Here is a 14,664-nt window from a genome sequence, read left to right on the forward strand (position 1 = left end):
GATAAGTGATGGCACGCTTAAATGTCAAACCGACACGAATGGAATTAAGCAATCTTAAGGAGCGTTTGAAAACCGCAACCCGCGGTCACAAGCTGCTTAAAGATAAGCGTGATGAGCTCATGCGTCGGTTTGTTGATTTGATTCGTGAGAATAATAAGCTTCGGCAGGAAGTGGAAACTGCCTTGGTCAGCAATATGCAAGACTTCGTCGTGGCTAAATCGCTTGAAAATGACCTGATGGTGGAGGAAATTTTTGCGGTTCCGACAAAGCAGGTTGAGCTGTTTATCGAAAAAGAAAATATCATGAGTGTGACGGTTCCCAAGATGCACAGCCAGATAGACAGTCCTTACGGCAATGATGAAGGAGATGTCGTCTACAGTTATCTGGCTTCCAACAGTGAAATGGATGCGACTATTCAGAAAATGGACGGTTTGGTGGAGAAGCTCCTGCGCTTGGCAGAAGTTGAAAAATCCTGTCAGCTGATGGCGGATGAAATTGAGAAAACCAGACGCCGTGTTAACGGCTTAGAACACTCAACGATTCCGCAGCTGGAAGAAACCATCCATTATATCGAACTCAAGCTTGAAGAAGCCGAACGGGCCAACCTCGTTCGCATCATGAAAGTCAAAGATTATTAAAAATCCTGCTGTTTTTAGAAGAGACCTTTTTTCTGAAAACGGCAGGTTTTTTTTGAAAATTGATGGTAAATCAGGCTGAAATGTCAAGCTGTTTTCCAGACAAAAATGCGGCAAAGGCCGCTTTTTTTATTGTATTTATGTATGAAAAGAGTTACATTGTGTAAAACCAAGTTAAGATTTTGTTAAGGCTATTGACAGTTTTTTAAGAAAGCTATAAAGTGGAACACAACTCATGCTAAGGTGCTGAATCAGTGCTTCTATGGGAGATTTTAAGAAAAAGAAAAGGAGTTGTTATTATGCACAAATGGATAAAGGGACTGCTGGTTTTAGCTTTGGGAGTGCTTGTGTTTGCAGGAAGTTTTAGGGTTAAAGCGTTTAGCAATACCCTTGCGGTCTCAAAGACTAATCTTGTTATTGACAGCTATGAATTTGGCCCGGGGGTTTCAAAAGTTGTCCTTGAAACTAACCAAACGTTAAGAGGAGTTGCTGCTGATTCTCAGACATCAGTCACGACGGCCGGCATCAGCAGGCAGGTCAAAGCAAGCTATCTTTCTGATGAACGCGGAAATGCTTTGCGAAGAGGTGCCAGAAGTAAGTATGTAACACTGGAATTAGAAGTGACCTACAATGCAGATGATCCTTCTCAAAGTGCTTCACCTTTTACTTTCAATCTGGATACCTACAGAAATGCCTGGGTTGACAGCTATATGGTGAAAGTATCGGGGCTTAAGGCGATTGCCTCGGGAAGCCGCCGTCTGCAGACTATTGATTCTGAACAAGAAGCGATTAATAACCGAATCACCCCGTCAGCAGAGCGATTTTCAGAACGCGGAACAAACAGCATGCAGTATGCAGCTTATGCGCCTCAGTCGGCAGCGGGGGGTGAAAAAAATCCTTTGATTGTTTGGCTGCATGGTGTCGGTGAAGCCGGCACAGACATCAATTTTCCGCTTTTATCAAGTGAAGTGGTCAATTTGACAAAAGACAGCATTCAAAATCATTTCACCTCAACGGGAGGAGGAGCTCAGACCGGAGCCTATGTTTTAGCCGTTCAGGCGCCGACTCCTTGGTCGGTGGATCAATATTCCGATGCTTTGATGGAAACCATAAAATCCTATGTTGCCAACCATCCCGATGTTGATGCGGATCGTATCTACCTTGCCGGAGCTTCTAACGGCGGCGGCATGACCTTGGATATGGGAATTAAATATCCGGATTATTTTGCAGCTCTTGTGCCGATTGCCGCTCCCTATTCTTACCAAACCGACAATAAAGACGGTAAGACCAGCTACAGCTTAGATGACAATAGTCTGAAGGCTCTTAAGGACCAGCCCATGTGGCTGATTCATGCAGCAACAGATACCACCGTGGCGCCATCCAGCAGTGCCCTGCCTTTCTATAAAGCTTTGATGGATGCTAAAACTGACAATAAATGGATTTCTTATTATGAGAGTGTTGCCGGCACTGAGATGTCTAATACAACCTATAACGGCCATTGGTCTTGGGTCTACTTTTTCAATGATCAGGTAAATGGCGTTCAAAGCACAGCTAATGTCAGTTCAATGGAAGGACTAAATGGCCTGGTGGCAACCAATCCGACTCAGGGCGGTGCAAGTAAGGCTATTGTTAATGGCAGAGAGTACGGCAATATTTTCGACTGGCTGAATGGACAAAACAAGGCCAATCGCTAAATAATCTTAATTTTGTGCAGTCTTTCGCACACACCGCAAGATTTTTCCAATGATTTATTTCCCAAGAAACTTTTCAAAACCCAAGGTGTTTTCCTTGGGCTTTTTTGATATAATGAAGGCATGAATATCTTTGATACACATACACATTTAAACATTGAGAACTTCGCCGGGCGTGAAGACGAGGAGTTGGCTCTTGCCAAGGAACTTGGTGTGACGCGTCACAACGTTGTCGGTTTTGACCGACCGACCATTAAGCGCACTCTTGAGCTGGCTGAGCAGTATCCTGAAATCTACTCAACCATCGGCTGGCATCCGACTGAGGCTGGTTCTTACACTCAAGAGGTGGAGGACCTGATTGTCTCACACCTGCACGATCCCAAGGTTATCGCTCTGGGTGAGATTGGCCTTGACTATCACTGGATGGAAGATCCAAAGGAAGTTCAGATAGAGGTTTTTAAACGTCAGATTCAGCTTTCTAAGGAGCATGACCTGCCTTTTGTTGTCCACACTCGTGACGCACTTGACGATACTTATGAGGTCATCAAGGATGCCGGTGTCGGCCCACGCGGCGGCATTATGCATTCTTATTCGGGGTCTTTGGAAATGGCTCAGCGTTTTGTTGATTTGGGAATGATGATTTCTTTCTCAGGTGTGGTGACCTTTAAAAAGGCTCTGGATGTGCAGGAAGCAGCTGCAGCTTTGCCGTTGGATAAAATTCTGGTTGAGACTGATGCGCCCTACTTAGCTCCAGTGCCTAAACGCGGCCGGGAAAACAAGACAGCCTACACCCGCTACGTCGTTGATAAAATCGCAGAGCTGCGCGGTTTAACGAGCGAAGAAGTGGCAAAAGCAACGACCGCAAATGCCATGAAACTATTTGGCTTGGAAGATTAAAACTAATGGTATAGAGAATGGCGACCAAAGGTCGCCCAATCCGATAGTTTTCGCCGTGATGAAAGTCACAGCATAACATGCTGTGACGAGGGATTTTTGAAACTTTAGGTTCAAAAATAAGTCATGGAACGCCGAAGGCGGTCGCTGACGTCCCCATCACTTAAGAAAACTATCAAAAAACAAAATTATGGGAAATAAAATCAAAATACAAGAAGTCCTCATCGTCGAAGGTAAAGACGATACCGCTAATCTCCGCCGCTTTTATGATGTGGATACCTATGAAACCCGCGGCTCTGCCATCACGGATGAAGATCTGGAGCGCATTGAAAAACTCAATAACTTGCGCGGGGTAATTGTCTTTACAGATCCCGATTACAACGGAGAGCGTATCCGCAAGATTATCATGGAAGCCGTGCCGACAGCTAAGCATGCCTTCCTCAATCGCGGAGAAGCCGTTCCCAAATCAAAAACAAAAGGGCGCTCGCTCGGTGTCGAGCACGCCAGCTTTGAGGACTTACAAAAGGCTCTGTCTGGTGTGCTGGGTCACTACGATGATGCTAATCATTTTGACATTACCAAATCAGACCTTATGCGTCTAGGGTTGCTGATGGGAGCAGACAGCCGCAAGCGCCGGGAATATCTGGGAGAGAAACTGCGCATCGGCTATACCAACGGCAAACAGCTCCTCAAACGCTTGGAACTCTTCGGCGTGACCTTGAGCGAGGTTGAAAGAGCGCTAACGGATTATCAGGAAAGTTAATTTTGGAGGAAAGCAAATGGCTGCAATCAGATTAGAAAGAGGCACAAAGGGTGCTAACATGTTTCGGAAATTCAAAGTTTTCATTGATGATGAATGTGTCGGAAAGATTAAGCGCGGAGGGAAATTAGAATTTCAAGTAGAAGAAGGTATGCATGAAGTTTATTGTCAGATTGACTGGGAACAAAGCAATAAAATCGCAGTAGAAGTTCCGGCTGCAGGTGTTGATTTGCTTGTTAATTCCAAAGGAGTTAGAGAGTCCGCTGAAAGAAGTCTTAATCCTGACGACGGCAGAGATAAATACCTTACCTTATCCTTACTTGGAAACCCTGATAGCAGGTCACCAATCATAGAGAACTAGGTATAAAGGAGTGCAAATATGAAGGCTATTGAAAATTATCAGGCAGAAAAATATCAACAAACTGATTACGAAGAAGTTGAATCAGGAATTTACCAGACCAAAGATGAAGGCGGAGAACTTCTGTATGTGACTTCGTTGTCTTTTGTACAGGAGCCCGACTTGGGTGAGGGAGCTGGTGAGGCGATTTCGCAGTATCCTCTGGAGGATATTTTAGAGGAATTTTACTGTCATATTAGCGATTTTTATAGGGATATGAATGCAGCGTATTCTGAAAAAAACTATCTGGAATTTGCCAGTCCTGACTTAGCAGATATCCAAAATCTTCGTTCTATTATTGGAAAACATGTTTACAATGTTGAAGAAGACGGTTTTGTAAAGTTGATGATTGAATGAAGCCTAAAGCATAGGAAACGGCCATGCGAATTAGAACAATGCGGATAGATGACTAGGACGCGGTCTCTCAGCTATCGCTGTTTTGACAGGTTGATAATGTGCCTTCTGGGAAAAGTGCGGCTTCACAGCAAGAGATAATCTAATCTATCGTGACCAAGCACTGACGGATATTGTCCGAGTCGATACTTAAAACTTAATGCAGGAGCAGTAGGATTAACAGTTGCTCAAATGCCAGGAATTTTTCCAAAATAAAAAAAGTTACATTAGGTAAAATACATGAAGAAAATTATTCTATTGCGCGGTGTCACACCGACAGGGCCAAATCGCATTTCCAAGATGGCTTATCTGGCGGAAATTTGGACAGAAGCTGGGTTTGAAAATGTGCGGACCTACATCCAGAGTGGCAATATTGTCTGCAAGACGGATTTAGCCGATAAAGACGTCAAAAATCTCGTCCATGATACGATTTTGGAGAAAATCGGTGTAGATTTATCCGTCATTATCAAAAGCTCTGAACAACTAGCAAAGGCTGCTCAGGAAAATCCTTTTGATGAGACTTATGATTTGTCTCGCATTCACTTGGTGTTTACGAATGATGGCTTAGACAGTGAAATGCTAAAAAGTTTGTCTCAAACCGACTTTGGAGATGAAGAATTTTACATTGGCAATGAGTGTCTCTACCTTTACTTGCCGCGTGATGCACGGAAGAAACGTCTCAACACCAAATTTTTGGAAAAGCGGCTGGGGATTAGAGCTACGATGCGTAAGGTCAGTGTGGTTAAAAAACTCAGTTCCTATTAGTAGGGATAATGTGGCTGCCCCGCCTGACTGATTTCTACCTGCTAAATTATGAGAGTCCTGATATTTATTGCACCCAGTAATTCCTTCACTTTAAGATTTATATTATCAAAATATAATATTTGGCTTAATGCATTATTTTGAGTATAATGAGAGATGTAACCTATATTAGATGTCTTTGCTTTATAATTGACACTTTAAGATATCTGATTGCAAGTTTTTTAGAATCTTTGGAGGATAAAATTATGTTATGGTCAATTATTATCGGTGCATTAATTGGTGTAATTGCAGGTGCGATTACTAAACAAGGCGGCTCAATGGGCTGGATTGCTAATATTCTTGCAGGTTTAGTCGGATCAGCTGTCGGTCAGGCTCTTTTGGGAACCTGGGGACCAAGTCTGGCAGGAATGGCGCTGATTCCATCTATTGTAGGTGCTGTTATTGTTATTGCTGTTGTTTCATTCTTCCTGGGCCGCAGCAAATAAGACAGCAAAGCATACTGCTCGTTTAATGCTAACGGATGAACTTATATGTCATCTAAGTAAAGAAAGTAGGTTAGAGATATGTCAGAAGAAAAATTTGATGCAAAGTTAGAACAAGCCAAAGGCTCAATCAAAGAAGGTTTTGGTAAATTATCAGGTGATAAAGAAACTGAAACTGAAGGTAAAGTTGATAAAATAACCGGCAAAGCTAAAGAAGCATTTGAAGATGCTAAAGACACTGTCGAAGGTGCAGTGAAAAGCTTAAAAAAGGACGACAACTAATCGTATTCATAAAAAGCAAAAGGAGTTTGGGACAAAAGTCTCAAACTCTTTCAATTGATGAAGCATCACATATTTGATGCAGTAGTTGGGAGTAAGACTTGTTGGCTTAGCTGACTTAGTCTTACCTCTGCCCAGTTCATTAGGTGCTTTAGCACCAATGAACCACTGCTAATTGGAAGTCCTTATCCCTTGGATGATTTTTTCCCGCTCTTTTTGCAGTTAATCATAAAACCACTGCTAAGAGATGAGTCTATTCATCTCCTTTTTGTGGTAAAATAGTAAAAAACAAGATTGGAACAAAAATGAGAATAGCAGACTACTCCGTTACCCGCGCTGTTTTGGAGCGTCACGGGTTTACTTTTAAGAAGTCTTTCGGTCAGAATTTCCTGACTGATACTAATATTTTACAGAAAATTGTGGACACTGCTGAGGTTGACGGAAATGTCAATGTGATTGAGATTGGACCGGGTATCGGGGCATTGACCGAGTTTCTGGCAGAGAAGGCTGCAGAGGTCATGGCCTTTGAAATTGATGATCGTCTGATTCCGATTTTGGCAGATACGCTGCGTGATTTTGATAATGTCAAGGTAGTCAATGAGGATATTTTGAAAGCAGACTTGCAGACGCAGATTCAAGCGTTTAAAAATCCTGACCTGCCGATTAAGGTGGTTGCAAATCTGCCTTACTATATTACGACACCGATTCTTATGCATTTGATTGAGAGCAGGATTCCTTTTGCTGAGTTTGTGGTCATGATGCAAAAAGAGGTGGCGGATCGCATTTCGGCTGAACCTAATACCAAGGCTTACGGCTCTCTGTCTATCGCGGTGCAGTATTACATGGACGCTAAGGTCGCCTTTATTGTGCCCCGCACGGTCTTTGTGCCGGCACCCAATGTTGACAGTGCAATTTTAAAAATGGTGCGCAGAGATCAGCCGTTAGTTGCGGTTCAGGATGAAGATTTCTTTTTTGATATTGCCAAAGCCAGTTTCGTGCACCGCCGCAAGACCCTTTGGAATAACCTGACCAACCGTTTTGGAAAAACGGATGAAACCAAAGCTAAACTCGAAAAAGCCCTAGAAGCGGCAGCAATCAAACCGTCTGTTCGTGGAGAAGCGCTCTCCATAGCAGACTTTGCCAAACTAGCTGATGCCTTAAAAGAAGTAGGATTATAAAATAAACAAAACCAGCTCAAACTGCTTCCTTGTCAACTGTAGTGGGTGCCGAAAAGCTATACTCTAAAGAGAACCCAGCTGGTTCTCTTCTTTTTGCTGTTCAAGATAAGATAAATCCGTTTCTTGAAGGCTAGGGAAATTGCAATAGCTGAAGCCTTGATGCTTGATGATAAGTTTATTAGCTGCTTCAAGTCTGGCGTCTTTTTGTTTGTCGGGAGCGTTTGACCGATTCTTTTTACTTTTTCTTTCATAATTTTGCCTTCATTATGCCTAAAAATTTAAAAGAATTAGAGTGAATGTCATGAACGGCCCAAAATATGTCGTGAATGGATATTTTATTGAGAATTCAAGAGCCATTTTTCCCATTCACGACTTATTTGATACCATTTACGACAATCGTCACACAAAGGGATCAAAATAAGTTATACTATAGGTGTTTTTTGGCCAAGGGATAAGATTAAAAAATGAAAAAGAGTTTTGTTATGAATACACAAGTATTTGAACAATTTTAAACAATGACAAAGGAACAGCTTTCTACAGTTGAAGGTGGTTATTTAGGCCTCTTTCTAGGAGGAGCTATTAGTGCTTTTGATGGAGGAGGCGTTACTCTAGAACAGTTGAACGACATTGATCGTCCAGCTCCAAAATCATGTTCACCTTATGGAATAGGAGGAACACCTAATTCTTGTAATTTTTAATAAATTACTCCAGCTTACAAAATAAAGGAGGAACTATTTTGAAAGCTTTTTACAAAAATCAAGAAGTAGAAGTTTGGAGAATTACCAAAGAAGGCAGTCGGCCGCAGTGGGTCTCCGATGCCTTTGACAAAAATGAACTTGTCTGGCTAGATGACAGGCTGCGCATTTTGATGCCGGCCTTGTATCCAAAGTGGGCGAAGGATGATCGCAATTATGGCTATGGAATGTATGCTATTGGGAATATTGGAGATGTTATTGATTTAACCAATGGTAAGCTTGTTAGCCAATCCACATTTGAAAGAGACTATCGCATAGAAAATTTTTAAATGGCAGAAAAACATTAGTTGGTCTGAGTGCCAGCTTTTATCATAGAAATTTATTCCATTTTTTTTAAGGCTTGGCTGTTTTCTTTAATTTCTTTATCAGTAGGAGCTTTTTTGAAAAGTATGTGACAGGCTCAATCACACTGTTAGCTTTTTTGCTCAGTCTGTTCTTGCTGTATAGACGCAAAAATCTCTCACCTGATTAAGGGTGAGAGATTTTTTAGGCTGTGACTGAACGCAGATTAAATTCTTGGGAAAAAGAGATGCCTGCTGTTTGCACTTTAGCGTTTACAGCTGTGGCTGCTCTGGAGTGCAAGCACTCAACGCCAAGTCCCTATTTCTCTACTAGGAATTTTCGCTGAAGCGAATCGTCCCTTTGTACTTGGTTAAAGGAAAGGACGGGATTTGAACCCGCGCATGAACAAAGTCCACTTGCCGGATTTCGAGTCCGGTGCCGTACCAGGCTGGGCCACCTTTCCAAATGCAGCTCTTTAAAAATTGTTTTAAAGAGCTGTAAAGAGATTAAAAAAGAGCCAGCAGGAAAGCTGACTGAGCTAAAGAGCTCGAAAAATGCGGAGAAAGGGATTTGAACCCTCACGCCCGTTGCGGGCACATGCGCCTGAAGCATGCGTGTCTGCCGTTCCACCATCTCCGCATAACTTTATAATACATTATACTATTATACGCTTTTTTTTTCATTTGCCAATACCTAAAAAGAAAAAAGATTAATTTTTTGATATAATGAGATTAATAAGTTTAGCGAGGAGAGCGTTTGCAAGGGAAAATTATTAAGTCTTTGGCCGGATTCTATTATGTGGAGTCAAAAGGACAGGTTTATCAGACACGGGCACGTGGGAATTTCAGAAAAAAAGGACATCGGCCCTATGTTGGCGATGAGGTTGATTTTTCGGCAGAAGAACATTCTGAAGGCTATATTCTGGCTATTCATGAGCGAAAAAACAGTTTGACGAGGCCGCCGATAGTTAATATTGATCAAGCTGTGGTTATCATGTCAGCCAAGGAGCCTGATTTGAACACCAATCTGCTGGACCGTTTTTTAATTCTTTTGGAGCATAAAAAGATCAAGCCTTTGATCTATATTTCGAAACTTGATTTGCTGGAGGATTTAAGCTGTTTGACTGTCGTCAAGGAGCAGTACCAAAAGATCGGCTATCAGGTTATCTGCTGTTTAGAGGATCTGCTGCCGCTTTTAAAGGACAATATCACTGTGTTTATGGGGCAGACAGGGGTTGGTAAATCAACCTTGCTCAATAAGATTGCGCCGGATTTGGAGCTTGAAACCGCCGAGATTTCAGACAGTTTGGGCCGCGGCCGGCATACAACACGTGCCGTAACACTTTATAATGTGCACGGTGGGAAAATTGCTGATACGCCCGGATTCAGTTCGCTGGATTACGAAATAACAGATAGTGAAGCCTTAAACGCTGCTTTTCCTGAATTTTTACAGCTGAGTTCAGCCTGCAAGTTTCGTTCCTGCACCCATACCCATGAACCGGACTGTGCGGTTAAAGAAGCGCTGGATCATGGCGATATCTGGCAGGAACGCTACCAGCATTATCTGCAGTTTCTCAGCGAGATTGAAAACCGTCGGGAGATTTATAAAAAAACAATTAAGAGAAAGTAGGCCCTTTTATGTCAAGATACAAAATTGCCCCTTCTATTTTAGCTGCGGATTACGCCAATTTTGAAACAGAATTAAAACGTATTGAAGAAACAGGCGTTAAGTATGTCCATATTGATATTATGGATGGTCAGTTTGTGCCCAATATCAGCTTTGGTGCAGGTGTGGTTGCCAGTATGCGCAAGCACAGTAAGTTAGTCTTTGACTGCCACCTTATGGTTGTCAATCCCGAGCGCTATGTTGATGATTTTGCCCAGGCAGGAGCTGACATTATGACGGTTCATGCTGAGGCGACTACCCACATTCACGGGGCCTTGCAAAAAATCAAAGCTGCAGGTATGAAAGCAGGCGTTGTCATCAATCCGGGAACTCCTTTAACAGCGATTGAGCCGGTGCTGAATTTGGTTGATCAGGTTTTAATCATGACTGTCAATCCGGGCTTTGGCGGACAAGCCTTTATTCCTGAATGCTTGGAAAAAGTAAAATTAGCAGCTCAGCTGCGTAAGCAGCGCGGTCTTGACTATGACATCGAAGTAGACGGCGGCGTAGATAACCAAACGATTAGTGCCTGTGCTCAAGCGGGAGCTAACGTCTTTGTGGCAGGTTCTTACCTTTTCAAGGAAAATCTGTCAGCCCGAGTTGAAACCTTGAAAGCGGCCTTAAATGACTAGAGTAGCTCTCTTTACCGGAGGTGATTTGGAGTATTTCACGACGGATTTTGATTATTTTGTAGGAATTGACAGAGGCTGTTTTGTCCTCCTCCAAAATCATCTGCCTCTGGATTTGGCTGTTGGCGATTTCGACTCGGTGTCTCATCAAGAATTGCAAAAAATCAAGACTTCAGCGAAACACTTGCTCACAGCTCCGGCAGAAAAAGAGGACACGGATACTGAACTGGCTCTCAAAGTGATTTTTCAGCAGTTTGAAAAAGCTGAGGTAACCGTTTTTGGAGCTTTTGGCGGACGTCTTGACCATACTCTGGCAAACATTTTTCTGCCGAGCAATCCGGATTTAGCCCCTTTTATGCAGCATTTTCATCTGCGTGACAGGCAAAACCTGGTGCAGTTTTTTCCGCCAGGTAAGCACCGGATTGAGCAGGAAACCGGAATGGCTTATGTTTCTTTTATGGCTGACAATGATGCTCCGCTGACAATTCAGGGTGCCAAATATGAACTGTCGGAAAAAAATTTCTTCCAGAAGAAGATCTACGGCAGCAACGAATTTGTTGGCAAGCCCATCTGTTTTTCTGTTTCATCAGGCTATGTCGTTGTGATTCAAACCAAAGATAGGATTTAATGAATAATGGATATTCTCACTTTATTGCTGGCTCTGAGCGCCTGCCTTGTCAGCGCTGCGGTTTTTTTGAAACTCGATAAAAATCAGTCAGACTTAGAAAAAAAGCTGGATGATAATGCTGATAATTTGTCAGATCAGGTGTCCTATCAGTTAGAAATGGCGGATAAAAACCAGCTTCTTGAAATAAATACGCAGCTGACGCGTCTGCAAACCGACCTGTCACAGCAGCTCACAGATCTAAGAGAGGTCTTGTATCAAAATCTCACTGACAGCCGAGACCGTTCCGATAAGCGTTTAGAACAGATTAATCTTCAATTAACGCAGTCTGTCAAAGAAATGCAGGCTTCAAATGAAAAACGTCTGGAGGAAATGCGGCAGACCGTTGAAGAAAAACTGGATCAAACTCTGCACAACCGTCTTCGCACATCCTTTGAGACAGTGTCCAAACAGCTGGAAAGTGTCAACCAAGGTTTGGGTGAGATGAAGACAGTAGCGCGTGATGTCGGCACCCTGAACAAAGTTCTCTCCAATACCAAGACACGGGGAATTTTAGGAGAGCTGCAGCTGGGGCAAATCATTGAAGACATTATGACTGAAAGTCAGTATGAACGGGAATTTGCGACGGTTAAGGGATCGGCAGAACGTGTGGAATATGCCATCAAACTGCCGGGGAGTCATCAGGACGAGTATGTTTACCTGCCTATTGATTCCAAGTTTCCGCTGGAAGATTACTACCGTTTGGAAGATGCTTACGACACGGGAGACAAAGAGCAGATTGAGCTCCATCGCAAGGCTTTGTTAGCTGGTATTAAGCGGTTTGCCAAAGATATTCAAAAGAAATATCTTAACCCGCCGGAAACGACTAATTTTGGGATCATGTTCCTGCCGACCGAAGGTCTTTATTCAGAAGTTGTCAGGAATGCCGGCTTCTTTGACAGCCTGCGCCGCGACGAGAATATTGTGGTTGCAGGTCCATCGACTCTGTCAGCACTTCTCAATTCGCTGTCTGTCGGCTTTAAGACTCTGAATATTCAAAAGAATGCGGATGATATCAGTAAAATTTTAGGCAATGTTAAGTCAGAGTTTAATAAATTCGGCGGCCTTCTGCAAACAACTCAGAAACAGCTGCACCGAGCCAGCAACAATATTGATAAGCTTTTGACAACGCGGACCAACGCCATTGACCGGGTGCTTAGAAATATTGAACTCTATGAAGATGACAATACTCGATTGCTCTTAAATATAGCACCGCTAGAAGATGAGGAAGCAAATGAAAATTAGTCAAATGAAAAAAGATGAACTTTTTGAAGGATTTTACCTCATTAAGTCAGCAGAACTTAGAAAAACAAGAGCCGGTAAGGATTATCTTGCCTTTACTTTTCAGGATGATACCGGGGAAATTTCCGGTAATCTTTGGGACGCTCAGCCCTATAATGTTGAAGAATTCACGGCTGGCAAAGTTGTCTTTATGAAAGGCCGCCGCGAGGTTTACAACGGCATGCCGCAGGTGAATCAAATCAGTCTGCGCCATCCTAAAGACGGAGAACCTGATAATCCTAAAGATTTTAAGGAAAAGCCGCCGGTTGATGTCAAGGAAATCAAAGATTATTTGGAACAGATGCTTTTCAAAATTGAAAATGCCACTTGGCAGCGGATTGTCAGGGCGCTTTACCGTAAGTACAGCCATGAATTTTTCAGTTTTCCTGCTGCAAAGACCAACCACCATGCTTTTGAAGTCGGCCTGGCTTATCATACGGCAACCATGGTTCGCTTGGCAGACAGTATCGGAGATATTTACCAGGAACTTAATAAGAGTTTGCTGTTTGCGGGGATTATGCTCCATGATTTAGCTAAGGTTCTTGAGCTGTCCGGTCCTGAAAACACGGAATACACGGTTCGCGGCAATCTGATTGGCCATATTGCCTTGATCGATGAAGAAATTACTAAGACCTTAGCTGAACTAAACATCGATGATACCAAAGAAGATGTTATCGTTTTGCGCCATGTTATCCTCAGCCACCACGGACTCTTGGAATACGGAAGTCCGGTCAGGCCGAGAATTATGGAAGCAGAGATCATCCACATGATTGATAATCTTGATGCTGAAATGATGATGATGACCTCAGCGCTGTCGCGGGTATCCGAAGGCGAGATGACGGGCCGCATTTTTGCCATGGACAATCGTTCCTTCTATAAACCAAAAACAAACCACTAAAAGACGAAAAAAGATGAATATTAGGTCGGTAATGTTCGTCTTTTTGCTTTTTTATATGGTATAATAAAAGTAAACTAATGAATGGTGAGTTTATGAAATTACGACGCAGCGAACGGATGGTTGTTATTTCCAATTATCTGGTCAACAATCCCTATCAATTAACCAGTCTTAACACCTTTGCAGAAAAATACGGAGCGGCAAAATCATCTATTTCGGAAGATATTGCCATCATCAAAAAGGCTTTTTCAGAAAGCGGTATCGGCCATATTGAGACGGTAACCGGTGCTAATGGCGGTGTTATTTTTACGCCGAGCATTTCTGGCGCAGAAGGCAAAGCAATTGCCAAAGAACTTTGCCAGCGCCTTTCAGAGAGCGATCGGATTTTGCCCGGAGGTTATATTTACCTGTCTGACTTACTGAGTACCCCCAGTATCTTAAAGAATGTCGGCCGAATTATTGCCAATGCTTTTAAGGGTGAAAAAATTGATACCGTCATGACGGTTGCTACTAAAGGAGTGCCCTTGGCTAATGCTGTTGCCAATATTCTCAATGTCCCTTTTGTCATTGTTCGGCGGGATTTAAAAATTACAGAAGGATCAACGGTATCGGTCAACTACGCTTCCGGTTCCAGCGATCGCATTGAAAAGATGTTCCTGTCAAAACGAAGCCTTAAACCTAACAGCCGGGTTTTGATTGTGGATGATTTCCTTAAAGGAGGCGGCACAGTCAGCGGCATGGTTAGTCTCCTGAGTGAATTTGACTGCGAGCTGGTCGGTGTAGCCGTTTTTGCTGACAATGCCCAAAGAAAGCATGACCGCTTGAACTATAAATCTCTTTTGACAGTGACCGATATTGATGTTAAAGAAAACCGGGTTGATGTTCAGCTGGGAAATATTTTTGATGAGTAGGCCAGGCTGCTGACATTAATAAATTTAGGACTTGCTGATTTTTCACCAGCAGCGGTAAAAAAGGCTGGCCCTTTGAGAGCAGGGCTTTTGTCTGTCTGTTTTTGTTTCACT

The 14,664-nt window shown here is 42.9% G+C and carries 19 protein-coding genes and 2 tRNA genes; 18 read left to right on the forward strand and 3 right to left on the reverse strand.

What is annotated here, in order from left to right:
- Nucleotides 1-8: 8 nt before the first annotated feature.
- The 10 genes from AC4HAN_RS06300 to rsmA all read left to right on the forward strand — a co-directional run bounded on the left by AC4HAN_RS06300 (nucleotide 9) and on the right by rsmA (nucleotide 7,471).
- Nucleotides 9-638, forward strand: a complete 630-nt coding sequence (locus tag AC4HAN_RS06300) for a V-type ATP synthase subunit D (protein ID WP_491091814.1) — start codon at nucleotides 9-11, stop codon at nucleotides 636-638.
- Nucleotides 639-934: 296 nt separating this feature from the next.
- Nucleotides 935-2,329 (forward strand): PHB depolymerase family esterase, encoded by a 1,395-nt coding sequence (locus AC4HAN_RS06305; RefSeq protein ID WP_491091744.1) that lies wholly within the window; start codon nucleotides 935-937, stop codon nucleotides 2,327-2,329.
- A gap of 120 nt (nucleotides 2,330-2,449) precedes the next feature.
- A complete protein-coding gene (locus tag AC4HAN_RS06310; protein ID WP_491091745.1) occupies nucleotides 2,450-3,223 on the forward strand; it encodes a TatD family hydrolase in 774 nt (257 codons plus the stop codon).
- Between the two features lie 187 nt (nucleotides 3,224-3,410).
- Nucleotides 3,411-3,983 (forward strand): ribonuclease M5, encoded by a 573-nt coding sequence (rnmV, locus tag AC4HAN_RS06315; protein ID WP_491091746.1) that lies wholly within the window; start codon nucleotides 3,411-3,413, stop codon nucleotides 3,981-3,983.
- 16 nt (nucleotides 3,984-3,999) lie between these two features.
- Complete coding sequence (locus tag AC4HAN_RS06320; RefSeq protein ID WP_491091818.1) at nucleotides 4,000-4,341, forward strand: hypothetical protein; 342 nt, start codon at nucleotides 4,000-4,002, stop codon at nucleotides 4,339-4,341.
- 18 nt (nucleotides 4,342-4,359) lie between these two features.
- Complete coding sequence (locus AC4HAN_RS06325; RefSeq protein WP_491091747.1) at nucleotides 4,360-4,734, forward strand: hypothetical protein; 375 nt, start codon at nucleotides 4,360-4,362, stop codon at nucleotides 4,732-4,734.
- A 276-nt stretch (nucleotides 4,735-5,010) separates the two neighbouring features.
- Nucleotides 5,011-5,535: a DUF1697 domain-containing protein gene (locus AC4HAN_RS06330; protein WP_491091748.1), complete on the forward strand. Its 525-nt coding sequence runs from the start codon at nucleotides 5,011-5,013 to the stop codon at nucleotides 5,533-5,535.
- A 242-nt stretch (nucleotides 5,536-5,777) separates the two neighbouring features.
- Complete coding sequence (locus AC4HAN_RS06335; protein WP_491091749.1) at nucleotides 5,778-6,017, forward strand: GlsB/YeaQ/YmgE family stress response membrane protein; 240 nt, start codon at nucleotides 5,778-5,780, stop codon at nucleotides 6,015-6,017.
- Nucleotides 6,018-6,095: 78 nt separating this feature from the next.
- A complete protein-coding gene (locus AC4HAN_RS06340; RefSeq protein ID WP_491091750.1) occupies nucleotides 6,096-6,296 on the forward strand; it encodes a CsbD family protein in 201 nt (66 codons plus the stop codon).
- Nucleotides 6,297-6,598: 302 nt separating this feature from the next.
- Nucleotides 6,599-7,471 carry a 16S rRNA (adenine(1518)-N(6)/adenine(1519)-N(6))-dimethyltransferase RsmA gene (gene rsmA, locus AC4HAN_RS06345; RefSeq protein WP_491091751.1) on the forward strand — a complete coding sequence of 291 codons (873 nt, stop codon included), beginning with the start codon at nucleotides 6,599-6,601 and terminating at the stop codon, nucleotides 7,469-7,471.
- Nucleotides 7,472-7,527: 56 nt separating this feature from the next.
- Here the strand turns inward: rsmA and AC4HAN_RS06350 are convergent, their stop codons facing one another.
- Nucleotides 7,528-7,722, reverse strand: a complete 195-nt coding sequence (locus tag AC4HAN_RS06350) for a hypothetical protein (RefSeq protein ID WP_491091752.1) — start codon at nucleotides 7,720-7,722, stop codon at nucleotides 7,528-7,530.
- Between the two features lie 264 nt (nucleotides 7,723-7,986).
- On the opposite strand from AC4HAN_RS06350, the gene AC4HAN_RS06355 reads away from it, so the two are divergent.
- Nucleotides 7,987-8,169 (forward strand): ComC/BlpC family peptide pheromone/bacteriocin, encoded by a 183-nt coding sequence (locus AC4HAN_RS06355; protein WP_491091753.1) that lies wholly within the window; start codon nucleotides 7,987-7,989, stop codon nucleotides 8,167-8,169.
- A gap of 38 nt (nucleotides 8,170-8,207) precedes the next feature.
- Nucleotides 8,208-8,495: a hypothetical protein gene (locus AC4HAN_RS06360; protein WP_491091754.1), complete on the forward strand. Its 288-nt coding sequence runs from the start codon at nucleotides 8,208-8,210 to the stop codon at nucleotides 8,493-8,495.
- A 387-nt stretch (nucleotides 8,496-8,882) separates the two neighbouring features.
- Here the strand turns inward: AC4HAN_RS06360 and AC4HAN_RS06365 are convergent.
- Together AC4HAN_RS06365 and AC4HAN_RS06370 are read right to left on the reverse strand one after the other, a co-directional pair.
- Nucleotides 8,883-8,971, reverse strand: a tRNA-Ser gene (locus tag AC4HAN_RS06365).
- A 92-nt stretch (nucleotides 8,972-9,063) separates the two neighbouring features.
- Nucleotides 9,064-9,147: transfer RNA gene (locus AC4HAN_RS06370), tRNA-Leu, on the reverse strand.
- 117 nt (nucleotides 9,148-9,264) lie between these two features.
- Here AC4HAN_RS06370 and rsgA point away from each other — a divergent pair.
- The 6 genes from rsgA to purR all read left to right on the forward strand — a co-directional run bounded on the left by rsgA (nucleotide 9,265) and on the right by purR (nucleotide 14,553).
- The gene (gene rsgA / locus AC4HAN_RS06375; RefSeq protein WP_491091755.1) at nucleotides 9,265-10,137 is read left to right on the forward strand and encodes a ribosome small subunit-dependent GTPase A; all 873 of its coding nucleotides are present in this window, start codon (nucleotides 9,265-9,267) and stop codon (nucleotides 10,135-10,137) included.
- A gap of 8 nt (nucleotides 10,138-10,145) precedes the next feature.
- Entirely contained in the window at nucleotides 10,146-10,805 is a 660-nt protein-coding gene (gene rpe, locus AC4HAN_RS06380; protein WP_491091756.1) for a ribulose-phosphate 3-epimerase, read from the forward strand.
- Complete coding sequence (locus AC4HAN_RS06385) at nucleotides 10,798-11,430, forward strand: thiamine diphosphokinase (RefSeq protein WP_491091757.1); 633 nt, start codon at nucleotides 10,798-10,800, stop codon at nucleotides 11,428-11,430. Before rpe ends, AC4HAN_RS06385 begins: the two co-directional genes overlap by 8 nt.
- A gap of 6 nt (nucleotides 11,431-11,436) precedes the next feature.
- Nucleotides 11,437-12,711: a DNA recombination protein RmuC gene (locus AC4HAN_RS06390; protein ID WP_491091758.1), complete on the forward strand. Its 1,275-nt coding sequence runs from the start codon at nucleotides 11,437-11,439 to the stop codon at nucleotides 12,709-12,711.
- The gene (locus tag AC4HAN_RS06395; RefSeq protein ID WP_491091759.1) at nucleotides 12,701-13,645 is read left to right on the forward strand and encodes a 3'-5' exoribonuclease YhaM family protein; all 945 of its coding nucleotides are present in this window, start codon (nucleotides 12,701-12,703) and stop codon (nucleotides 13,643-13,645) included. The genes AC4HAN_RS06390 and AC4HAN_RS06395 overlap by 11 nt, the downstream gene beginning before the upstream one ends.
- Before the next feature lie 92 nt (nucleotides 13,646-13,737).
- Nucleotides 13,738-14,553: a pur operon repressor gene (gene purR, locus AC4HAN_RS06400; protein WP_491091760.1), complete on the forward strand. Its 816-nt coding sequence runs from the start codon at nucleotides 13,738-13,740 to the stop codon at nucleotides 14,551-14,553.
- Nucleotides 14,554-14,664: the final 111 nt, after the last annotated feature.

The organism is Streptococcus sp. ELY_86 (assembly GCF_058314495.1).